This window comes from Tsukamurella sp. 8F (assembly GCF_029167375.1).
Lineage (GTDB): Bacteria > Actinomycetota > Actinomycetes > Mycobacteriales > Mycobacteriaceae > Tsukamurella.
On the sequence record NZ_JARFTP010000004.1, the window covers coordinates 76,678 to 97,728 of the forward strand.

Genomic DNA, 21,051 nt, shown 5'->3' on the forward strand with positions numbered 1-21,051 from the left:
GACAGATCGTATCGAAAGTGCCTCGATCGGACAACGGCTCCGGTCGGGCCTAGCGTCCGCCGGCGATCATCGCGAGGAGCAGCTCGGCACGGACACGGGCGGGGCCCAGGTCGTAACCGAGGAGCTCCTCGATGCGTCGGATTCGGGTGCGCAGCGTGTGCCGGTGTATGCCCAGCGCGGCGGACGCGGACTCCCAGTTGCCGTTGGCCTCGAGGAAGGCGCGGAGTGATGCGGCGAGTTCGGTGCCGTTCTCGGAGTCGTGCTCATGGATCGGGGCGAGCAACTGCGCGCCCAGGCCGGACAGCACGGTGCGGGTGGCGGGAACCGCGAGTAGTACCCCTCCCGTGAGCTGTTCGAGCACCGCGGGTCGCTCGCCCGGGGCCGCGGCGTCTGCGGCAAGTGCGGATTCGCTTGCCGCAGCATCTATCTGGTCGACGGTGTATGGACGGCTCAATCCGAACCGGGTACTGCGCACATCCGCGGCGGGCGCCGCCGAAGTCAGCACCACGGCCCGCGCGGGATCCTCGGAGCCGTGAAGGAGGACGCGTGCCGACTCGCCGTCGGAGATGGCCCAGAGACCGCGGCCCTGCGCCAGGAGGGCGGAGTCCATCGCGTCCACGATGCGGCGTCCGGCGCCCTGGGCGCCGGGTACGACGGTCAATACGCGCACCAGGCCGTCCGGGCCCGCGGCGCCCGACAGCAGGTCGGCGGGACCGAGGCCGTCGAGGGCGAGCCGGAGCGCGGTGGCGTTGAGGCGAGCCTGGTCGTCGCGGAGTCGCTCCGGCTTCGCCCGGTCTAGCGCGAGCAGCGACGTGGCGTGACCGAGCAGGACTTGCGCCACAGCGTCCGGGGGACCGGGCGTCACCGCGACGAGGTAGCCGTGGGCTCGGCGGGGCGAACCGATCGCCTGCACGATGACGGTCCGACCGGCTGCGTCCTGTGCGCTCGTCGCGGCGTGTCTCGCCGCGGCGAGGTCGATTGCCAGAGCGGCGGTCTCGGGATCGAGGGGGAGCGGGTGCGCGATGCCGACGGCCCCGGTCTGATCGGCGATCGCAACCTGGAAACCGGTGGCGGAGGCCAACTCCCGCACCAGGGGGCCCGGGCCGCCCGTGAGAATGGCGCGGGTCATGCGCGGCTGTGCGCGCGACGCCCGAAGGAGTGCCGTGTACTCCGTGGCGGCGATGCGGTCCGTGACCGCTCGCGCCAGCGCGGCGAAGGGGGTCGCGCGCGGCACCTCCAGTACCGGCAGCCCTACGCGTTCCGCGGTGCGCAGCAGGTCCTGCGGAACAGCTTTGTGCGACAGTCCGATTCCGAACCCGAGGGCCGGTACCTCGGCGGCCGCGAGCCCCTCGACGTAGTTGCGGCGCACCGCCTCGTCGCCGGGCGCGTCACCGGACGGGAGGGACATACCCGTCGTGAGCACCAGCTCGCCGCCCGCAAGCCACGCGAAGGGCTCGGCATGCTCGATGGTCTGTACCTGCCGGATCACGCGGTCCAGCGCGTGCGACGCCGACCGCACGTGCAACTTCAGCGAGGGGTCCGAGGCCAGCCAGCGCACAGTCACTCCCGTGCCCGCCTGCGTCGCCATCGGCCCACCTCTCCGTCGTTTCGACCATGGACATTCTGTCGTACGTAGGAGTGCCGGGCGCACCGATTCGGCCACTGTGACGCCGAGTCGCAGGTCACATGATTGAGGGACCGGGGGCCATCCGCACGCCCGGAACGACGCGAAGGGGATCGCCATGACAGACATCGCCTACCGACTCCCGCAGCAGCGCGAGCTGCGCACCGACCTGCCCGGGCCGGCGTCGACGGCGCTCGCGCAGCGCCGCGCCGCCGTCGTACCCGGTGGCGTCGCGTCCACCGCGCCGGTGTACGCCGCGGACGCCGACGGCGGCGTGATCGTGGACGCCGACGGCAACTCGCTCATCGACCTGGGCTCCGGCATCGCCGTGACCAACGTCGGCGCGAGCGATCCGAAGGTCGCCGCCGCGATCGCCGAGCAGGCTTCGCACTTCACTCACACGTGCTTCATGGTGACCCCCTACGAGGGCTACGTCGCCGTGGCCGAGCAACTCTCCGCCCGCACGCCGGGCGATCACGACAAGCGCGTGGTCCTGTTCAACTCGGGGGCCGAGGCGGTCGAGAACGCGATCAAGGTCGCGCGCCTCGCGACAGGCCGCCAGGCGGTCGTCGCATTCGACCACGCCTATCACGGCCGTACCAACCTGACGATGGCATTGACCGCGAAATCCATGCCGTACAAGCAGAACTTCGGCCCGTTCGCGCCCGAGGTCTACCGGATGCCGATGTCCTACCCGTTCCGAGATCCAGCGGGCATGACGGGCGCCGAGGCCGCGCAGCGCGCCATCTCGATGATCGAGAAGCAGGTCGGCGCTGAGAGTCTGGCCGCCATCATCCTCGAACCCATCCAGGGCGAAGGCGGATTCATCGCGCCCGCACCGGGATTCCTTCCGGCGCTTGCAGACTGGGCGAAGGCCAACGGTGTCGTCTTCATCGCCGACGAGGTGCAGACGGGCTTCGGGCGCACCGGGCGGTGGTTCGCGTGTGACGACGAAGACGTCGTGCCCGACCTGATCACCCTCGCGAAGGGCATCGCGGGCGGTATGCCGCTGTCCGCGGTCGTGGGCCGTGCCGAGCTGCTCGACGCCGTGCACCCGGGTGGACTCGGCGGCACCTACGGAGGCAACCCTGTCGCCTGTGCTGCGGCCCTCGCCGCGATCGGCCGGATGGAGGAGTACGACCTGCCCGGACGCGCCGCCGCGCTCGGCGCCACCGCCAAGGCACGGCTGCAGGCCCTCGCCGACGAGGTACCCGCGATCGGCGACGTCCGCGGCCGAGGGCTCATGTTGGCAGTCGAGTTCGTCGGTGCCGACGGTGTCACGCCCGACGCCGACCTGACCAAGGCCGTCGCCGCCGACTGTCTCGCGCAGGGCGTGCTCGTCCTGACCTGTGGCACATACGGCAACGTCATCCGGCTGTTGCCGCCGCTGGTCATCCCGGAGGCCCTCCTCGATGACGGCCTCGGCGTGCTCACAGACGCCATCAGGCGGCGCGCCGCCGAAGCACGTCGGCGCAACGCGGCCACACGAGAGGCGGTGAACGCATGACCACCGCGGTGACCAGCCACGGCCTGCTCATCGGCGGGACGGAGAGGCCGGCTGCGTCCGGCGCCACCTTCGACGTGATCGACCCGGCGACGGGCCAGGTCATCGCCGCGGTCGCGGATGCCGGGGCCGAGGACGCCGCGGCCGCCTTACGTGCCGCACATGCGGCGGCTGTGGGCTGGGCCGAGACCCCGCCCCGTGAGCGGGCACGGATCCTGCGGCGCGCGTTCGACGCGCTCACCGAGCGTAGTGAGGAGTTCGCTGCGCTGATCACCGCCGAGATGGGAAAGCCGCTCGCGGACTCCCGCGGCGAGGTCGCGTACGGTGCCGGCTTCCTCGAGTGGTTCGCGGAGGAGGCTGTACGGATCAACGGCCGCACCGCCGAGGCACCGTCGGGTAACGGTCGGATCCTCGTGACTCATGAGCCGGTCGGGCTCTGCTACGCGGTGACGCCGTGGAACTTCCCCCTCGCGATGATCACCCGCAAGGTGGGACCTGCGCTCGCCGCCGGCGCGACCATGATCGTCAAGCCCGCAGAGGCGACCCCGCTCACCGCCCTGCTGATGGGGCGCCTCTTCGCCGAGGCCGGGCTGCCCGCTGGTGTCCTGTCGATCCTTCCGTGCAGCAGCCCGGTGGCGGTGTCCGATACCGTGTTCGCCGACCCCGGGCTCGCGAAGGTGACGTTCACCGGCTCGACGCAGGTGGGGCGGAAGCTTCTCGCACAGGCCGCCGACGGTGTGCTGCGTACGTCCATGGAGCTCGGCGGCAACGCGCCCTTCATCGTGTTCGGCGACGCCGACATAGACGCCGCGGTCGACGGCGCGATGGCCGCCAAGATGCGCAACGGTGGCCAGGCGTGTACGGCCGCGAACCGCTTCCTCGTGCACAACTCCGTCCGCGCGGAGTTCGTCGCGAAGCTGACCGAGCGGATCGCCGCGTTGCGCACCGGTGCCGGCGCCGAGTCCGGCGTCGACGTGGGCCCGCTCATCACCGAGAAACAGCGCTCGTCGGTGGCGGCTCTGGTCGACGACGCGATCGCGGCGGGTGCGAAGGTCACGACCGGCGGGCACGCGCTCGCGGGCGACGGCTACTTCTACGCTCCGACGGTGCTCGACGACGTCCCGGCCGATGCGCGCATCGTCGCCGAGGAGATCTTCGGCCCCGTCGCCGCGATCCAGGGCTTCGACACGGACGCCGATGCGATCGACGCGGCGAACGACACCGAGTACGGCCTTGCGGCGTACTTCTACTCGACCGACCTGCAGCGCGCTCTGCGCGTCGCGGCGGCGCTGAAGTCCGGCATGGTCGGCGTCAACCGGGGCATCATCTCCGATCCGGCCGCGCCGTTCGGCGGAGTCAAGGCGTCCGGGCTCGGCAGCGAGGGCGGCTCCGAGGGTATCCACGAGTACCTCGTGACGAAGTACGTGGCCTTGCCCACGTCGTAGTCCCTTAAGGGCCGCCACAGTCACTTCTCAGGCCGGCTCGGCACGGTCGGGGCATGTACACGAGCCCGGCGGTACCTCGAACTCCAACGGTCACTGTGCTCGCGGTCGGCGGGACCGGCGAGTCCTACCAGGGTGACTCGCGCACGGAGGTCACAGGCATGCTCGGGCACGTGGTAGGTGAGCTCGACGGCCGGTTCGCGGCCCGCTGGATCGGCTACCCGTCGTCCTATGGACCCGTGCCGTTCGGCACGGGTCTCAGTTACGCGGACAGCGTCACGCTCGGGGTCGACGCGCTCCTTCGGGCCGTGGCCGACACGCCCGGGCCGGTGATGCTTCTCGGATACTCGCAGGGCGCCGTCGTGGTGCGCCGGATGCTCGGCCTCGTCGCCGACGGCTCGCTGCACGCTCCCCATATCGTCGCGGCGGGCCTGATCTCGGATCCGCATCGGCCCGAGGGCACGGACCCGAGGTGCGATGGATACGGTGTCGCCGGACGCGGGCCCTACGTCCCGGAGTCGGTCGAGGTGTTGTGGGTGTCGAACCCCGACGACGTCATCTGCAACGCGAGCGGCGACTCGTTCGTCCGGGATCTGGCGGACGCCACCGAATCCCTTGCGGTGCGGGATCTGAAGCGATGGGTGCCCAGCGCCCTTGCGCGCTACCGCCGTGGGTTGTTCCAGAACGCCGCCAAGACCGCGTTCTCCCGGCGTCAGTGGGTGCGCGACATCCGGCGCGTGCGGACCGCCGTCGACGAGGTGCGCGGGTACCTGCCGAGCCTGCAGTTGGGGGCGAGGACCGTCAACGCCGGTGGCGGGCGGCACGTCGCATATGCGGCCGAGCCGTACCAGTTGCGCCGGTACGAGGACGAGGCACTGACCGGGTGCCAGGTGCTCGCCCAGTGGCTGCAGGTGCAGGCGACCTTTCGTGGGAGGCTATCCTCTTCAGAGACGACCGACGGCTGACCCTCCAGGAGGTCCCCGAAGTGCCCCGTGACACCGAGAGCATCGAACGCGACATCGAGCGCGCCCGCGAGCAGCTCGCCAGCACGCTCGACCAACTGGGCGAGCGCGCGGATCCCAAGAAGCTCGTCGACACCGCTAAGACTCAGGCGGTGTCCACAGTTACCAAGCCCCCGGTGCTCGCCGCCGCGGCCGGCGTCGGCGTGCTCGTCGCGCTGTTCGTGGCGTCGCGGGTGACCAAGGCCCGGCGCGAGAAGAAGGTCCTCAAGGCCCTGGCGGCCGGGAAGATCACGGTCTGAGCCCCCGACCCCGCATGATCGCCGGCGCAGCAGTGTGCGCCGGCGTCGTGCTGTCTGTGTCCGCTATTGCGGGGTGCAGCGATTCCGACATCTCCACCGCATCACTCCCGTCCGGCTTTCCGACCGCCGTGCCGGTGGTGGGTCGGGTGCAGGCCTCCGACGACATCGATGTCGGACACCCGGTCTGGCGGCTGACGGTGACCGGTAAAGACACCGTCGCCGCCGCACAGGCACTGCTCGCCGCGGGCTTCGATCCCATCACGCCACGCACCCCCGTCGATGCGGGCGAGGTCGGCGCGCTGTACCTCGGGCACGGGTTCACCGTCGGCCTGTCGTCCGACGGCGACACGGTCACCTACGTCGTGAGCCCGACGGGCGCCGCCACACCGTCGAGCGGCGCGGCGCCGTCATCGCCTGTGGCCGCCGGATGACGCTCGTTCGCGCCGGTCGGCGGCGGTTCCGAGCCGATCCCCGCTACCCTTGAGCCCATGGTGCTTCCCAAGGCTCTGGTCGGCCCCGCGAAGCTAGGGCTGGCGGTCGCGGACATCGGGCTGACCGCCGCGCAGCAGACGGCGGGAATCGCCCGCGACGTGGTCGCGGTCGCGGCCGATCAGGTGGACCCGCAGGCGCGGGCCGCGCTCGAGCGCAACAACAACATCTTCACCGCTGTAGGGCGGATCCCCTACATCGTCAACAGGGTCGCGGATCTGATGCAGCCCGGTGCGCCCCTGGACCGGATCATCGGCCCGGGGGGCGCTGCGGACCGGGTCGCCGACCTGTTCAACCCCGACGGGCCGGTGGACCGGGTGATCCGGGTCGGGGGCCCCTTGGACCGTGCCACCGCCGCGGGCGGGATCGTCGAGCGCCTCACGATGGACGACGGCATCGTCGACATGCTCACTGCGGAGGACGGCGCGATCGCGCAGCTCCTGGACATGTCCACGACGGTCGCGGAGATCGGGCCGGCGCTGAGCTCGATGAATGCGCGACTCGCGGTGATTCAGGACGTCGTCGGTGCCGCGAACAGCGTGGCCGCTCCGGTTACCGGGCTGCTCACGAGTCTGCCGAGGTTCGCGGTGCGCACGGCCGCGGATGCAGCGCGTGCCGGGGCTGCGCGCGCTGCCCACGCCGATGCTCCGGGGCTGCACACGATGCAGCCCGGCGCCGCGGGCGCGGTCGCGGAACAGCCTGAGGCCTCCGCGCCGCCCGCCGTCTCGAAGGCCGCCGCCGAGCGCCTGATCCCGCCGCGTAACCCCGCGCAGTAGCGGAGCGCTCGAGTCTCCATCGCGTGTCGCGCCGGAAGGGCACCGCCGCGAGTATTGACATTGACGTCAGTGTCAACGCAATATGTGTCGGTGGACACATCCGAGGCGGCGGAGCGCGCGCGAGAGGCGCGGCGCGAGATCGGCGGTAGACGCGACGAACTACTGTTCGCCGCCGAGCACTGCTTCGCCCAGGACGGTTACGACCGGACCACGGCTGCGTCGATCACCGCACGCGCGTCGACGTCGCGGCCCACGTTCTACGCCTATTTCGCTTCGAAGGACGAGGTCTTCCATGCGCTCACCGCGCGGGCGTCCGACGCTCTGGTCGCGGCCCAACTGGTCGTCGACGTGGAGGCTGTGGCGCCGCACGACGTTCTCGAGGCCACCACACGTGCGTTCGTCGAGGCGCTGTTCGAGCACGCACCGCTGCTCGCGCTCGTCGAGCACCGGGCCCGCATAGACCCCGTCGTCGATCGGCTCTGGACGGGCGCGCGGGACATCACGCGGCGGCGCTTCACCCGGTTCCTCGAACGGCTGGCAGCGGAGGGCGCGGCGGACCCGTGCGTTCCCGCGGCACGCATCGTCGACACCGTCGCCGATGCGCTCACGATCGGCGCAGCGCGTATCGCCGGGACGTCTGCCGCCGAGCGTGAGCGGTTCATCGCCGACCACATCATCATCACCGAGCGCCTCGTAGGTGTCTCGCCCCGAACGGAGGAACTGTGACGCGAGCAGACGCACTCGACGCGGCCGCGGCGGAAGTCCGTGCGCTGCAAGCGCGCAACCGCCCCGACGAAACCCCCGGTACCGTCGAGTACCCCGTCGACGGCGGTGTCACCGACCATCTGCGGCATTGGGCGCGCGAGCGTCCGGGCGCCGTCGCGATCGCGTTCTACGGGGCCGAGATCAGCTATGCGCGGTACGACGAGCTGTCCGACCGGTTCGCAGGGTGGCTGCTGGCATGCGGCGCCCGGCCGGGGGACCGGGTCGGCGTATACCTGGGCAACTGCCCGCAGTTCCTCATCGCGATGATGGGCATCCTCAAGGCGGGGTGTGTTCACGTCCCGATCAACCCCCTGTTCCGCGAACACGAGCTGCGGCACGAGCTGACCGATGCAGGCGTGAGCATCCTGCTGGCGCAGGACACCTTCGCCGATCTGGTCGAGACCGTGCGGGCCGACACGGCGGTGCGCCGGATCGCCTACACAGCCCTCACCGACCTGCTCGACGACAGGATGCGTACCGATCCCGTTGTGCCGCTGCCGTTCCCGGTGCAGGCGGAGCGGACGGACTGGGCCTCGATCGTCGCTGTCGATCCCGCTCCGCAGCGCCGCGACGACCCGGATGCTCTTGCGGCACTGAACTACACGGGTGGCACCACCGGAATGCCGAAGGGGTGCGAGCACACCCAGCGGCATATGGTCTACACGGCGGCGACGGCCACCGTGGCCGGCGGGCGGCAGCCGGGCACAGGCGACGCGGTCGTCCTGAACTTCCTGCCCGTGTTCTGGATCGCCGGTGAGGATTTCGGGATTCTGCTACCGCTCGTGAGCGGTGTCCCGGTGGTGCTGCTGACGCGCTGGGATCCCGAAGCCGTGCTCGCACTGGTAGCGCGGTACGGCGTGACCGACATGGTCGGTACCGTCGACAACTATGTCGAGCTAATGGATCTGCCCGGATTCGAAGGTGTCCGCACCGCGACCCTCCGCAACGCGCTGGCCGTGTCGTTCGTGCTCGAGTTGACGCCCGAGATCCGTTCGCGCTGGCGCGCCCTCGTGGGCGGCACGCTCCGCGAGGCCAGCTACGGCATGACGGAGACTCACACGGCCGACAGCACGACCCTCGGATTCCAGGACGGTGATCGCGACCTCGCCGCAGACCCCGTCTTCTGCGGGCTACCGGTGCCGGGCACCGACTTCCTCATCCTCGACGAGGCCGGGGCCCCTGTGCCGGTGGGCGAGTCGGGCGAGATCGCGGTGCGGAGCCCATCTGTTCTCACCGCCTACTACGGCCGCCCGGACGCGACCGCCGAAGTGCTCCGCGACGGCTGGCTGCACACCGGCGACGTCGGTCGGCTCGATGAGTGGGGTGCGCTGCACTACCTCGCTCGGACCAAGGAGATGATCAAGACCAACGGGATGAGCGTGTTCCCGTCGGAGGTCGAGGCCCTCCTGCGCATGCACCCCGACGTGGTCGCGGTTTCGGTCGTGCCACGCCCCGATCCGGCGCGCGGCCAGGTGGCGTACGCGTTCGTTCAACTCGGCCCCGGAGCGTCGACGACGGCCGACGGAGTCCGGGAGTGGGCGCGCGCCAACATGGCCGGGTACAAGGTGCCGGACGTCGAACTGGTGGACGGCCTGCCTATGACCGCGACCGGCAAGGTGCGCAAAGGCGACCTGCTGGAGCGTGCCGCGCGTGCGGCGGCCGCGGCGGGAGAGCGATCATGACGCGGGTCCTGATCGCCAACCGCGGCGAGATCGCACTGCGCATCGTCCGCGCAGCGGCGGAGTCCGGCCTGGAGTCCGTCGCGCTGTACGCATCCGACGATGCAGACACTCCCCACGTGCATGCCGCGAGCGTCGCCGTCGCACTGCCCGGTTCCGGCCCCGCGGCGTACCTCGACGCCGCAGCCGTCGTGGCGGCGGGTGTTGCGGCGGGCGCCTCCGTCGTCCACCCCGGCTACGGCTTCCTCAGTGAGAATGCGGGATTCGCCCGCGCCTGCGCGGCAGCGGGCCTCGTGTTCGCGGGGCCTACGCCGGAGCTGCTGGAGTTGTTCGGTGACAAGGCGTCCGCCCGGGCGGCGGCGACCGCTGCGGACGTTCCGGTGCTGCCGGCCACCGAGGGGGCCGCCACTCTCGACCAGGTGCGCGGGTTCCTCGCCGCCCACCCCGGCGGGATCATGATAAAGGCGGTCGCGGGCGGCGGCGGCCGCGGCATGCGCGTGGTGCGCTCCGACGACGCGCTCGACGCCGCATACGCGGCATGCGCTGCTGAGGCCGAACGAGGCTTCGGGTCGCGGGATGTGTTCGCGGAGAAGCTGTTCGAAGATCCTCGGCATGTCGAGGTGCAGATCGTCGCCGACGGCTCCCGCGCCTTGGCCATCGGTGATCGCGACTGCAGCGTGCAACGCCGGCACCAGAAGCTGATCGAGACCGCGCCCGCCCCGGACCTCGGTACCGACATGCGGCGCGCACTGCACATCGCGGCGTCGCGGCTACTCGCCCGCGCCGGCTATCGTGGCGTCGCGACCGTTGAATTCCTCGTCGGAGAGCGAGATTCGGTGGTCTTCCTCGAGGTCAATCCCCGGATCCAGGTGGAGCACACGGTCACCGAGGAGGTGACCGGGGTCGACCTGGTCGGCGCGCAGCTGGCGCTGGCGCAGGGCGCGATGCTGTCCGATCTGGACCTGCCGCCCGGGATCTCGTCGTGTGGAGACGGCGTGGACGGGGACCTCGCCGCGGCGCGCGGATTCGCGATGCAGGCGCGTGTCAATGCCGAGACCCTCGCGCCCGACGGTGCGCCGACCGCAGCGTCCGGCACCCTGGCCGCGTTCACCCCGCCGAGTGGGCCGGGCATCCGGGTCGACACCTACGGACGACCGGGCCTTGTGCTGGGCGCGCGCTACGACCCGCTGCTCGCGAAGGTCGTTGCGAGGGCGGCGTCGTACTCGGCGGCGACGGCGAAGCTCCGGGCAGCGTTGGGAGAGTTCGTGATCGACGGTGTTGCGACGTCGATCCCCGTGCTGCGCGCGATGCTCGCGGATCAGGAACTGGCAGGCGGGCCGGTAACCACGGGCTTCGTCGCGGATCGCCTACCCGCGCTCATCGCCGAGGCCCCGGCGCAGCCTGTCGTGTCCGAGCATGTCGAGCTGCGGGCGGGCGAGGAGGTAGCACGGGCGCCGATGGCGGGAACCGTCGTCTCCGTGGTGAGGGAGGGCGACGAGGTTCCAGGGAGTGCGCCGCTGGCCGTATTGGAGGCCATGAAGATGGAGCACGTCATCGTCGCGCCCGTCGGCGCTCGCGCCGTGCGCGTCCTTGCACGGCCGGGATGCACCGTCGCGTCCGGGGATCCGCTCGTCCTCTACACGGTGACCGGTTCGGTGGGCGCCGCGGGTGTGCCGGACGTGGATCTCGACGCGGCGCGCGACGACCTGGCCGAGATACTGGACCGGCACGCCGCCACCGAGGATGCGGCCCGTCCCGAGGCCGTCGCCAAGATGCGTAGGCGTGGTCGTAGGACGGTGCGTGAGAACATATCCGACCTCGTCGACGACGGCAGCTTCGTCGAGTACGGGGGCCTCGTCGTGGCAGCGCAGCGCAGCCGGCGCAGCGAGGAGGATCTCATTGCGAACACTCCGGCCGACGGTCTCGTCGGCGGAGTGGCGACTATCGGAGCAGACCGCTTCGATGCCGCCGCCGACGTAGCCGTGCTCGGCTACGACTACACGGTGCTAGCGGGGACGCAGGGCTGGCGCAATCACGCCAAGACCGACCGCGTGCTCGAGATCGCCGGGCGACGAAGGCTTCCCGTGATCGTTTTCGCGGAGGGAGGAGGCGGCCGGCCGGGCGACACGGATCTGCCCGTCGTGGCGGGTCTCGATGTTCCTACGTTCCGCACCCTGGGTGCGCTCAGCGGTGAAGTGCCGCTCGTCGCCGTCGTGTCCGGCCGGTGCTTCGCCGGGAACGCCGCAATGGCCGGCACCTGCGACGTGATCATCGCGACACCCGATGCGAATATCGGTATGGGCGGGCCGGCGATGATCTCGGGCGGTGGCCTCGGCGATCACCGCCCGGAGGAGATCGGACCCATCGATGTTCAGCGTCGCAACGGTGTCGTACATCTGGTGGCTCGCGACGATGCGCACGCAGTCGAGCTCGCCCGTCGCTACCTGTCGTACTTCCAGGGGCCCATCGCACAATGGGAGGCACCGGATCCGCGGATCGCGCGCCACATCGTGCCTCGGAACCGGCTCCGCGCCTACGACATCCGCGCGGCGATCGACGCCGTCGCCGACGTCGGATCGGTGCTCGAACTGCGCGCGGACCACGCAGTCGGAGTGGTCACAGCACTGGTGCGCGTGGAGGGCGTGGCCTACGGCCTGATCGCGAACTCGAGTCACCATCTCGGTGGCGCCATCGACGCCGAGGGCGCCGACAAGCTTGCCGACTTCCTCACGCTGTGTGAGACGCACGGCCTGCCCGTGGTGTCGTTCTGCGACACACCGGGATTCATGGTCGGCCCCGACGCCGAGACGACGGCGACGGTGCGCCGATTCAGCCGCCTGTTCGTGATCGGTGCGCATATGACGGTGCCGATCGGTGCCTTCGTGCTGCGCAAGGGCTACGGCCTCGGTGCGATGGCGATGACGGCCGGCTCGTTCCGGGCGCCGGACTTCACCGTCGCCTGGCCTACGGGCGAGATCGGCGGTATGGGGCTGGAAGGCGCAGTTCGCCTGGGCTTCTCGAAGGAGCTTGCGGCGAAGGAGGACGCGGTGGAACGGCAAGAGCTGTTCGACCGGCTGGTGGCCCTCGCCTACGAGCGGGGCAAGGCCCTGGCAGCGGCGACGGTCGGCGAGCTCGATGATGTCATCGATCCCGCCGACACGCGCCGCTGGATAGCGCGCCTCGCGCGCTGACTCAGTGGGCCATCGCCACCGTGCCCTCGGGTGTAGCGGGCAGCTTCCCGCTGCGCATGACGACCCCGGCGACCACACCGCCGATCGCGAAGATCGCTGCGGCCCACCAGAAGGCGGTGGTGTAGCTGTGGATAGCCGCCAGACCCGCGAGTTGGGCGGGCGCCGTCGATGCGGCATGCGAGGTCGCGAACGACGTCGCGGCGCTCGATGCGATGGTGCTCAGTAGCGCGGTACCGACCGAACCACCCACCTGCTGCATCGTGTTGACGGTCGCGGAGGCGACCCCGGCATCGTCGGGCGACACACCGGAGATGGCTCCCTGCATGGACGGGGCCATCGACAGACCCAAGCCGAGGCCGACGATCACCAGGCCGGGAAGGATACCCGATGCGTAGTGCGACGACGCGTCGATCTGGGTCAGCAGGAGCATGCCACCGGCCGCGACGATCATGCCGCTCGCGGTCATCCAGCGCGGGCCGAAGCGGGGCAGCAGGACCGCCGTAGCGACGGTCGAGCCGACGATCAGCACGCCGATCATGGGCAGGAACGCGAGGCCCGTGGTGATGGGGGTGAAGCCCAGGTTCTGCTGCAGGTAGTAGGTGAGGAACAGGAAGATGCCGAACATCCCGATGCCCGCGATGAACACCACGAGGTAGGAGCCGCCTCGCGTGCGGTCGAGGACGACGCGCAGCGGGAGCAGCGGGTGCTGTGAGCGCGTCTGGATCCAGGCGAAGACGCCCAACAGGATCACGCCGGCAGCGAGGAACGCGGTGGTCACGGCCGAGGTCCAGCCGTCGGTTTCGGCGTGCGAGAACCCGTAGACGATGGAGAACAGAGCGGCGGACACCGTGACGACGCCGGGCAAGTCGAGCTTGGGGCGGTGCTCAGAGCGCTGTTCGTCCAGGAACAGCAGGGCGCCTACCAGGGCCATCGCGGCGATCACCAGGTTGACGTACAGGCACCAGCGCCAATCCGCCCACTCGGTGAGCATGCCACCGAGGAGCAGGCCGAGTGCGCCGCCGCCACCGGCGATGGCGCCGAAGATGCCGAACGCGCGGGCACGCTCCTCACCGTCGGTGAAGGTCGTCGTCAACAGCGCGAGCGCGGCAGGCGCAAGCAGTGCGCCGAACACGCCCTGACCGGCGCGGGCGATCACCAGCATCTCGAAGCCCGTTGCGGCACCGCCGAGCGCTGACATCGCCGCGAATCCGACCAGCCCGATGATCAGCGTCGTCTTGCGCCCCCACAGGTCGGACAGCCGGCCGCCGAGCAGGAGTAGGGAGCCGAACGCGAGAGCGTAGGCGGTGACGATCCACTGCCGGTCGGCGTTGTCGAAGCCGAGCGCCGCCTGGGCGTGCGGCAGGGCGATGTTCACGATGGTCGCGTCGAGCACGACCATTATCTGAGCCAGTGCGAGGACGCCGAGGACGACCCAGCGCAGGCGGTGCCGGCGCTGGGCGCGCTGGTCGTCGGGCGCCAGTTCGCTGTCGAGTGTGGTCATAGGAATCTCCGTCGGATCTGTATCGGAGGAATCTCCTCCGCTTATGCCCTAGACCGTAGCACGGAAGTGGAGAATCTGTCTCCACTTGATATGCTGTGAGTATGACCACGACCGATCCGGCAGCAGCACCCCGGCCGTTGCGTGCCGACGCCGCCCGTAACCGCAAGCGGATAGTCGGCGCCGCGCGGGAGTTGTTCGCCGAGCGGGGGCTCGAGGTGACCCTCGACGATGTCGCCGTACGCGCGGGTGTGGGCGTGGGGACCGTGTATCGCCGGTTCGCCAACCGCGACGAGTTGATCGAGGCGGTGTTCGTCCACCATATCCAGGAGGTCACAGAGCGGATCACGACGGAGATCGAGAACGCGGAGCCGTGGGACGCCGTGGTGCTCCTGCTCACCGCCGTGGGCGAGTTCATCGCCGACGATCGCGGGCTCGCGACGATGCTGACGAGCGTCGACCACGAGGCGTCGGCCCTCGCCGAGGCCAAGAACACCGTCGAGACACTGGTGCTGTCGGTCTACTCGCGAGCGGAGGAGGCGGGCGTGCTGCGGCCCGAACTGGTGCCTGCCGACTTCTTCGGCTTCGTGTGCATGCTGGCCGCCATAGGCGAGGCGACGCAGCCCGTCGTACCCGGCGCCTGGCGCCGATACCTGGAGTTGATGCTCGACGGGATGCGTGCGGATGCGCGTCCCAGGGTGCCACTGACCGTCGCCGCCCTCACGGATGACGAGATCGAGGAGATCGAGAAGCACAAGCACATGCGCCGCTGAGTCACGTCAGATGGTCGAAGACCCCGTTGACCCAATCGATGTGACGCTGCGCGTCCTCGGCGATCACGTCACTTCCGTAGTCCCTGGTGCGCCGGCCGAAATTGTTCCAGACGACGTCTGTGTCGTAGCGCGACAGGCGATCCGCGATGCGGCGCACCACGGCCGCGGAGAGCGGGATCAGGGTGGGGTAGCCGCGCATGAAGGCGACCCGGCCCCCGGGGGTGACCATCACGCCGTCGCCGGACAGCAGTACGGACCTCCGCCCGTTCGCATCCCGTGGCCGGTAGGCGACCGCACTGCCCGGGAAATGTCCCCCGATCACGTCGAGGGTTATGCCGGGTAGCACGTCGAACGGCTCCGACCACGTCTGCATCGTGGGCGGTCGCAGGCCGAGCCAGGCCTCGTCGGCGGCCGAAACCCACACGGGCGCATCGCCGAACGCCGCGCTCCAGGCGGATTGAGCGCCGAACATGTGCGGGTGGCTGGTTGCTATCGCGTCGATGCCGCCGAGTGCGCGCACCGCGTCGACCGACTCGTCGTCGATCATTCCTGGGGCATCGAAGAGCAGGTTTCCCGAACGGGACTCGATGAGGATCGCCGTCTGGCCGATCCCCACGTAGGCCGTCAGACCCCACATCCCCGGAGCCAGCTCGCGCACCTGTACCCGGTTACCGGCATCGCGGAGTTCGGGCGCGGTGGTCCAGCGCTGGCCCCCGTCCGGCACGTACTGGCGCTCGTCCGCGCAGATCGGGCAGACCTCGGGCGGCTCGGTGTCCCCGGGGTACTCGACGGCGCACGCGGCACAGATCCAGGGCTCGTTCATGGCCCCATCGAACACTCTCGGGCGCCGCTTGTCAGCGAGGAACGCGCACGAGCTCCAGCGGGACCTCCGAGAACTCGGTGAAACCGAGCGAAGTATAAAGGCGCCGTGCGGGATTGGCCGCCCCGGTGTGCAGGAAGACCTCGTCGCCGCGGGCTCTGATGCCGTGGGCGACCGCACGTAGCAGTCGTGTCGCGTAGCCCCGGCCGCGTGCTTCCGGTGCTGTGCACACCGCGCTGATCTCGGTCCACCCGTCGGGCCGCATGCGCTCGCCGGCCATGGCGAGCAGAGCACCGTCGACACCCCGGATACCGATATACGTCCCGAGTTCGATCGTGCGGGGGAGGAAAGGGCCGGGATCCGTGCGGCGGACGAGCGCGGTCATCTCGGGCACGTCCGCCGACGTGAGCGTGACGACGTCGTCACCGGCAGGCTCCGCCTCGAACGCGGTGCCGTCGAACAGGATCAGTCCGAACGTCTCCAGCGACTCCCAACCGCCGGGCAGGCGCGAGGCGCGATCTCGGAACCCGACGGTGCCACCGGGGCCCGCGAGGGCGACGGCGTCGCCGTAGTCGTCGGCGGTGAGCTCGCGCGGGTGTCCGTAGAACACCGAGACCTCGGGGTGGTAGCGGCTGATCCGGCCGCGGGTGATGGCGAAACGCGCGTGCGCGCCGGCCAGGGAGCTGCGGATCGGGTCGGCCAACGAGGATTCGGTCACCCCCGCAGCTTCTCACCTCACGGAATTCCAACTCATGAGTGGTCGTTGCCGCCGAAGTCCTCGGGCGTGTAGTCGCGCGCCTCGACCAGCACCATCCAGTTGCCGGAGTTGTCGCGCATGAGCGCCTCGATTCCGTACGGCCGCTCCTCCGGGGCCTGCAGGAATTCCACGCCTTTGGCCTTCAGGTCCTGGTAGGTGGCGTGGCAATCGTCGACGGCGAGCCCCAATCCGGGTAGTCCGCCCGCGGCCTGGGCGCGCTGGAACGCTGCGATGAGGTCGTCGGACAGCGGCTTACTCGGAGTGGTCAGGTGCACCTGCAGCTCGGGCTGGTTCGGGTGGACGACGGTCACCCACCGGAAGTCGGGACCGAGCTGGATGTCGTCCTTGGCGGCGAAGCCGAGCACGTCGGTGTAGAAGGCGAGGGACTCGTCGATGTCGCGGACGAAGACGGATACGAGGCTGATGTTGGTGATCATGTCCGGGAACGTTATTCGCCTCGGTGCGGTTCGTCCTTCTCCTCGCTTGCGGAACCTGCGTCGCACCCGCGGTCGACGGGGGCCCGCTCGGCCAGACCGGCCATGAACAGGTAGCAGCCGGGGATACGGGGCGCACCGCCGGAGTAGCGGCGCCGGAACTGGACCGGGCTTTCGCCGACGAGCGCCCGGAATCTGGTGGAGAACGACCCGAGGCTCGTGAAGCCCACGGTCATACACACCTCGGTGACGGTCAGGTTGGTGGCGCGCAGCAGGTCCTGGGCGCGCTCGATGCGTCGGCGCGACAGGTGCTCGGCGGGGGAGATGCCGTACGTCGTCGTGAACAGCCGCTGGAAGTGGTACTTGCTGATGCCCGCGATCGCGGCGAGTTGCTGGAGGTCGAGCGGTTCGGCGTAGTTGAGGTCGGCGTGGTCGCGTGCACGCCGCAGGTGCACTAGGACGTCATCGGGGGCGCGGGCCGTCATGAACTCCAGTATTGCGGTGCCTGATCGGGCAATGCTCGTCGGTACATCGGTGATACCGCCTAGTATCGGCGCCTATGAATGCCAAGTCGATCGTCACTGCGCCCGTGCGCGTCGCCTTCGCGACCGCCGGCGCGGCGATGTCAGCGGTGGAGGGCAGCGTCGCCGTGGCGCGACTCGCCGTCCAGAACGTCGAGACCGAAGTGAACTCCGCCCTGCACGTCGAGAGCACGGGTGCCGCCGCGAGCCCGGGTCAGATGCTGCAGCGACTCACGTCACTGCTCGAGCCGGATCGGCCGATCGGCATCGTGATCGCTCGTGGTGGCCCGCTCGATCGCGTCCTGCATCCCGGCGGCGTCGTCGATCGGCTGACCGCACCCGACGGGCTGCTGGAGAAGCTCACCGCGCCGGACGGCCTGCTCGACCAGATGTCTCGCGAGGACGGCATCGTCAACCGCCTCACCTCCACCGGTGGCCCGCTCGACCGGCTCACGCGCGAGGGTGGCGTCGTCGACCAGATCACGGAGAACGAGGGTGTCCTCGAACGCCTCACCTCCGAGGACGGTGTCCTGGACAAGCTGACCGCACCGGACGGTGTGCTGGAGAAGCTCATGGCGAAGGACGGTGTGCTCGACAAGCTGACGTCCGAGGGCGGCGTCCTGGACAAGCTCGCGCGGCCGGACGGGATCATGGACAAGCTCACCGCGGAAGGCGGCGTCCTGGACCGCGCCGTCGAGGACGGGGGCCTCATCGACCAGCTGATCGGGGACGACGGCGCCCTCGAGCGCGCAATAGCGCCGGGCGGTCCGCTGGACGCCGTCACCAAGCTGACCGACGTCATGGAGGAGCTCTCCCCGAACATCGACCACATGAACGGCGCGGTCGCCGAGTTGAAGGACGCCGTGACGCTCATGACCGCGGCGGTGGCCCCGATGAGCGACCTGGTGAATCGGCTCCCCAAGCGGATCCTGAAGGGACGCGGGGACCGCGGGCACACCGATGACGGGGACGCACACGACTACGCGGGCGGCGGGGCGCGCTGACCACCGCGTCTGCGGTGGCCGTCCCGCGCTCGTCGCGCGCAGGCGACCGCTGGTGATTCGGTTAACCCGAGGGAACTACGGGGCGACCTGAAGAATACGGGCCGGGACCGGACGTTAACCCGCTCGGAACCCGGCTCGAACCCCCACCGAACTGTCACGGAACATCCGCGCGCCACCCTTCTTCCGCACGCGTGGCAGACCTACGTTCGCCCCATGCGGATCACAGTGCTGGGTACGGGATACCTGGGAGCCACGCACGCGGCGTGCATGGCTGAACTCGGCCACGAGGTCCTGGGTGTCGACATCGACGCGGGCAAGGTCAACGCCCTGTCCGAGGGGAAGGTGCCGTTCCACGAGCCGGGGCTACCGGCGGTGCTCAAGCGGAACGTCGAGGACGGGCGCCTGCGCTTCACGACGTCTTACGCCGAGGCCGCAGAGTTCGGCGAGGTGCACTTCATCGCGGTCGGCACGCCACAGCGCAAAGGTGAGTTCGCCGCCGACCTCACCTACGTGCACTCGGTGATCGATTCGTTGCTGCCGCATCTCGACCGCGACACCGTGGTGCTGGGCAAGTCGACGGTTCCGGTCGGCACCACCGATGGTCTCCGGGCGCGGGCGGCGGCACTGACCGACCACGAAGTCGAGTTCGCCTGGAATCCCGAGTTCCTCCGCGAGGGGCACGCGGTGAAGGACACCCTCGAGCCGGATCGCCTGGTCCTCGGGGTCGAACCCGGCGGCCGCGCCGAGGAGGTCGCCCGCGAGGTCTACGGGCCGATCCTCGACCGCGAGACGCCGTTCTTCGTCACCGACACGGCCACAGCGGAACTCGTCAAGGTGTCGGCGAACGCCTTTCTCGCTACGAAGGTCTCGTTCATCAACGCCGTCGCCGAGGTCTGCGAGGCGGCAGGCGCCGATGTCGTTGCGCTGGCCGATGCGATCGGCGTCGACGACCGTATCGGACGCCGATTCCTGGGGGCCGGTGTGGGTTTCGGCGGCGGGTGCCTGCCCAAGGACATTCGCGCGTTCATGGCGCGGTCGGGCGAGCTCGGAGCCGGGCACATGCACGGACTGCTGCGTGAGGTCGACGCGATCAACATGGGCCGCCGCAGCCGTATGGTCGAGGTCGCTCGTGACGCGTGTGGCTCGCTGCTCGGCGCGAAGGTCGCGGTGCTGGGCTGTGCCTTCAAGCCCGACTCCGACGACGTTCGAGATTCCCCGGCGCTCAACATCGCTGGACAGATTCAGCTGCAGGGAGCGTCCGTGAGCGTGTACGACCCCGAGGCGATGGACAATTCACGCCGGGTGTTCCCCACGCTGGACTACGCGACCACCGCCCTCGAAGCGTGCGAGGGGGCCGACGCCGTGCTGGTGCTCACCGAGTGGCGGCAGTTCCGCGAGCTCTCGCCCGCCGAAGTGGCCGCCGTGACGCGCGGTCGTACGCTGATCGACGGCCGCAACTGCATGCCCCGTGGCGCGTGGGAGGCTGCGGGCTGGACCTATCGCACGTGATCGCCGAGCCTTCGGCGCGCTACGCGGTGGTGTCGGCGCGAGCGGTGACGATCGGGGAGTAGTCGGAGGCGTCGCCCCGCAGGACGCGGGATACGTCGCCGCGGACGCCGACCGGGACGTCGCCGGCCAGGGTGACCCGGCGCAGCAGGCGGGTGTGGTCGCCGTAGTCGTTGACGCCGAAGTGCTGCGTGGAGCGGTTGTCCCAGATCGCGATATCGCCGGGCGTCCACGACCAGCGGACGGTGTTGTCCGCGTTCTCGATCCGGCGCTGAAGAACGGCGTGCAGGGCGGCCGAGTCGGCGAGACTCAGGCCCGCGAACTGTTTGACGAAGTGTCCCAGCAACAGCGAGCGACGCCCGGTCTCCGGGTGGACGCGCACGACCGGGTGCTCGGTCTGGAAGATCTCGCGGATGAACTCCTTGTGGTACTCCGCTCGCTGGTAGCTGGCGTTGTGCTCCGCGTAGTCGTAGTCGTTCGTGTGCACGGCACGCAGGTTGTCGGCGAGCGCCTTGAGCGGTGCAGGCAGCCGGTCGTACGCGCGGGTCGTCGATGCCCACTGCGTCGCACCCCCGTACGGCGGCAAGGTCACTGCGCGCAGGATCGACACCTTGGGGACCCGGTCCACGAACGACACGTCCGTGTGCCAGCTGTTGGCCGCACCCTCGATGGGCAGGAGGTCGGAGCCCGGGCGCACCGTGGGGTGCGGCGTGGTCGGAGTGCCCAGCCGCCGCGCGAACGCGTACTGCTCCTCGTCGGTGAGGTGTTGCTGCCCGCGCACGATCAGCACCTCGTGTTCCGCGAGCAGGTCCAGTAGGTGGTCGGCCGATGCCCTGTCCAGGTCGCCACTAAGGCGGATGCCCTCGACGACGGCGCCGATGTGCTCACCCAACTTGGTCACGGTGAGCGGGCCGGTGTCTGGCTGGATCAGGACGTCGGGCTGGGGCAGAACGGGGGACAAGGCGCGGTTTCCCTTCGTACGGGGGACGGACTGTCCCACCACACAA

At 70.0% G+C, this 21,051-nt stretch carries 19 protein-coding genes; 12 read left to right on the forward strand and 7 right to left on the reverse strand.

Features of this window, described 5'->3' with window-relative positions:
- Positions 1-49: 49 nt before the first annotated feature.
- Positions 50-1,588 carry a PucR family transcriptional regulator gene (locus P0W64_RS04225; RefSeq protein ID WP_275478818.1) on the reverse strand — a complete coding sequence of 513 codons (1,539 nt, stop codon included), beginning with the start codon at positions 1,586-1,588 and terminating at the stop codon, positions 50-52.
- A gap of 154 nt (positions 1,589-1,742) precedes the next feature.
- Between P0W64_RS04225 and gabT the strand changes: the two genes are divergently transcribed.
- The 9 genes from gabT (at position 1,743) to P0W64_RS04270 (ending at position 12,731) form a co-directional block, all read left to right on the forward strand.
- Positions 1,743-3,131: a 4-aminobutyrate--2-oxoglutarate transaminase gene (gene gabT / locus P0W64_RS04230; RefSeq protein WP_275478819.1), complete on the forward strand. Its 1,389-nt coding sequence runs from the start codon at positions 1,743-1,745 to the stop codon at positions 3,129-3,131.
- Positions 3,128-4,573, forward strand: coding sequence for an NAD-dependent succinate-semialdehyde dehydrogenase (locus P0W64_RS04235; protein WP_275478820.1), 1,446 nt, complete (start codon positions 3,128-3,130; stop codon positions 4,571-4,573). Before gabT ends, P0W64_RS04235 begins: the two co-directional genes overlap by 4 nt.
- A 53-nt stretch (positions 4,574-4,626) precedes the next feature.
- Positions 4,627-5,535: a PE-PPE domain-containing protein gene (locus P0W64_RS04240; RefSeq protein WP_275478821.1), complete on the forward strand. Its 909-nt coding sequence runs from the start codon at positions 4,627-4,629 to the stop codon at positions 5,533-5,535.
- A 20-nt stretch (positions 5,536-5,555) separates the two neighbouring features.
- On the forward strand, positions 5,556-5,831 hold the full coding sequence (locus tag P0W64_RS04245; protein WP_275478822.1) for a DUF3618 domain-containing protein: 276 nt from the start codon (positions 5,556-5,558) through the stop codon (positions 5,829-5,831).
- A gap of 14 nt (positions 5,832-5,845) precedes the next feature.
- The gene (locus P0W64_RS04250) at positions 5,846-6,262 is read left to right on the forward strand and encodes a hypothetical protein (RefSeq protein WP_275478823.1); all 417 of its coding nucleotides are present in this window, start codon (positions 5,846-5,848) and stop codon (positions 6,260-6,262) included.
- Between the two features lie 57 nt (positions 6,263-6,319).
- Positions 6,320-7,096 (forward strand): hypothetical protein, encoded by a 777-nt coding sequence (locus P0W64_RS04255; protein ID WP_275478824.1) that lies wholly within the window; start codon positions 6,320-6,322, stop codon positions 7,094-7,096.
- Between the two features lie 90 nt (positions 7,097-7,186).
- Positions 7,187-7,822, forward strand: coding sequence for a TetR/AcrR family transcriptional regulator (locus tag P0W64_RS04260; protein ID WP_275478825.1), 636 nt, complete (start codon positions 7,187-7,189; stop codon positions 7,820-7,822).
- A complete protein-coding gene (locus P0W64_RS04265) occupies positions 7,819-9,543 on the forward strand; it encodes an AMP-binding protein (protein ID WP_275478826.1) in 1,725 nt (574 codons plus the stop codon). Before P0W64_RS04260 ends, P0W64_RS04265 begins: the two co-directional genes overlap by 4 nt.
- A complete protein-coding gene (locus P0W64_RS04270) occupies positions 9,540-12,731 on the forward strand; it encodes a carboxyl transferase domain-containing protein (protein WP_275478827.1) in 3,192 nt (1,063 codons plus the stop codon). Before P0W64_RS04265 ends, P0W64_RS04270 begins: the two co-directional genes overlap by 4 nt.
- 1 nt (position 12,732) lies before the next feature.
- On the opposite strand, the gene P0W64_RS04275 is transcribed toward P0W64_RS04270, so the two are convergent.
- A complete protein-coding gene (locus P0W64_RS04275) occupies positions 12,733-14,232 on the reverse strand; it encodes a DHA2 family efflux MFS transporter permease subunit (protein ID WP_275478828.1) in 1,500 nt (499 codons plus the stop codon).
- A gap of 101 nt (positions 14,233-14,333) precedes the next feature.
- Here P0W64_RS04275 and P0W64_RS04280 point away from each other — a divergent pair, with 101 nt between their 5' ends.
- Positions 14,334-15,002, forward strand: a complete 669-nt coding sequence (locus P0W64_RS04280; protein ID WP_275478829.1) for a TetR/AcrR family transcriptional regulator — start codon at positions 14,334-14,336, stop codon at positions 15,000-15,002.
- Position 15,003: 1 nt separating this feature from the next.
- On the opposite strand, the gene P0W64_RS04285 is transcribed toward P0W64_RS04280, so the two are convergent.
- Genes P0W64_RS04285 through P0W64_RS04300 form a run of 4 tightly spaced genes read right to left on the reverse strand, consistent with a single transcriptional unit; the run spans position 15,004 to position 17,498 of the window.
- Positions 15,004-15,825, reverse strand: coding sequence for a hydrolase (locus P0W64_RS04285; protein ID WP_275478830.1), 822 nt, complete (start codon positions 15,823-15,825; stop codon positions 15,004-15,006).
- A gap of 31 nt (positions 15,826-15,856) precedes the next feature.
- The gene (locus P0W64_RS04290) at positions 15,857-16,540 is read right to left on the reverse strand and encodes a GNAT family N-acetyltransferase (protein ID WP_275478831.1); all 684 of its coding nucleotides are present in this window, start codon (positions 16,538-16,540) and stop codon (positions 15,857-15,859) included.
- Positions 16,541-16,572: 32 nt separating this feature from the next.
- Positions 16,573-17,016, reverse strand: coding sequence for a VOC family protein (locus P0W64_RS04295; RefSeq protein WP_275478832.1), 444 nt, complete (start codon positions 17,014-17,016; stop codon positions 16,573-16,575).
- Between the two features lie 11 nt (positions 17,017-17,027).
- Positions 17,028-17,498 carry an AraC family transcriptional regulator gene (locus P0W64_RS04300; RefSeq protein WP_275478833.1) on the reverse strand — a complete coding sequence of 157 codons (471 nt, stop codon included), beginning with the start codon at positions 17,496-17,498 and terminating at the stop codon, positions 17,028-17,030.
- Positions 17,499-17,572: 74 nt separating this feature from the next.
- Between P0W64_RS04300 and P0W64_RS04305 the strand changes: the two genes are divergently transcribed.
- Positions 17,573-18,538: a hypothetical protein gene (locus P0W64_RS04305; RefSeq protein WP_275478834.1), complete on the forward strand. Its 966-nt coding sequence runs from the start codon at positions 17,573-17,575 to the stop codon at positions 18,536-18,538.
- Between the two features lie 213 nt (positions 18,539-18,751).
- Positions 18,752-20,047: a UDP-glucose/GDP-mannose dehydrogenase family protein gene (locus P0W64_RS04310; protein WP_275478835.1), complete on the forward strand. Its 1,296-nt coding sequence runs from the start codon at positions 18,752-18,754 to the stop codon at positions 20,045-20,047.
- Positions 20,048-20,066: 19 nt separating this feature from the next.
- On the opposite strand, the gene P0W64_RS04315 is transcribed toward P0W64_RS04310, so the two are convergent.
- Positions 20,067-21,005 (reverse strand): TauD/TfdA family dioxygenase, encoded by a 939-nt coding sequence (locus P0W64_RS04315; RefSeq protein WP_275478836.1) that lies wholly within the window; start codon positions 21,003-21,005, stop codon positions 20,067-20,069.
- Positions 21,006-21,051 lie beyond the last annotated feature (46 nt).

Coding starts and splice junctions, on each gene's coding strand:
- P0W64_RS04225 (WP_275478818.1), bottom strand. CDS start 1,588: ATGGCGACGCAGGCGGGCACGGGAGTGACTGTGCGCTGGCTGGCCTCG.
- gabT (WP_275478819.1), top strand. CDS start 1,743: ATGACAGACATCGCCTACCGACTCCCGCAGCAGCGCGAGCTGCGCACC.
- P0W64_RS04235 (WP_275478820.1), top strand. CDS start 3,128: ATGACCACCGCGGTGACCAGCCACGGCCTGCTCATCGGCGGGACGGAG.
- P0W64_RS04240 (WP_275478821.1), top strand. CDS start 4,627: ATGTACACGAGCCCGGCGGTACCTCGAACTCCAACGGTCACTGTGCTC.
- P0W64_RS04250 (WP_275478823.1), top strand. CDS start 5,846: ATGATCGCCGGCGCAGCAGTGTGCGCCGGCGTCGTGCTGTCTGTGTCC.
- P0W64_RS04255 (WP_275478824.1), top strand. CDS start 6,320: ATGGTGCTTCCCAAGGCTCTGGTCGGCCCCGCGAAGCTAGGGCTGGCG.
- P0W64_RS04270 (WP_275478827.1), top strand. CDS start 9,540: ATGACGCGGGTCCTGATCGCCAACCGCGGCGAGATCGCACTGCGCATC.
- P0W64_RS04275 (WP_275478828.1), bottom strand. CDS start 14,232: ATGACCACACTCGACAGCGAACTGGCGCCCGACGACCAGCGCGCCCAG.
- P0W64_RS04280 (WP_275478829.1), top strand. CDS start 14,334: ATGACCACGACCGATCCGGCAGCAGCACCCCGGCCGTTGCGTGCCGAC.
- P0W64_RS04285 (WP_275478830.1), bottom strand. CDS start 15,825: ATGAACGAGCCCTGGATCTGTGCCGCGTGCGCCGTCGAGTACCCCGGG.
- P0W64_RS04295 (WP_275478832.1), bottom strand. CDS start 17,016: ATGATCACCAACATCAGCCTCGTATCCGTCTTCGTCCGCGACATCGAC.
- P0W64_RS04300 (WP_275478833.1), bottom strand. CDS start 17,498: ATGACGGCCCGCGCCCCCGATGACGTCCTAGTGCACCTGCGGCGTGCA.
- P0W64_RS04305 (WP_275478834.1), top strand. CDS start 17,573: ATGAATGCCAAGTCGATCGTCACTGCGCCCGTGCGCGTCGCCTTCGCG.
- P0W64_RS04310 (WP_275478835.1), top strand. CDS start 18,752: ATGCGGATCACAGTGCTGGGTACGGGATACCTGGGAGCCACGCACGCG.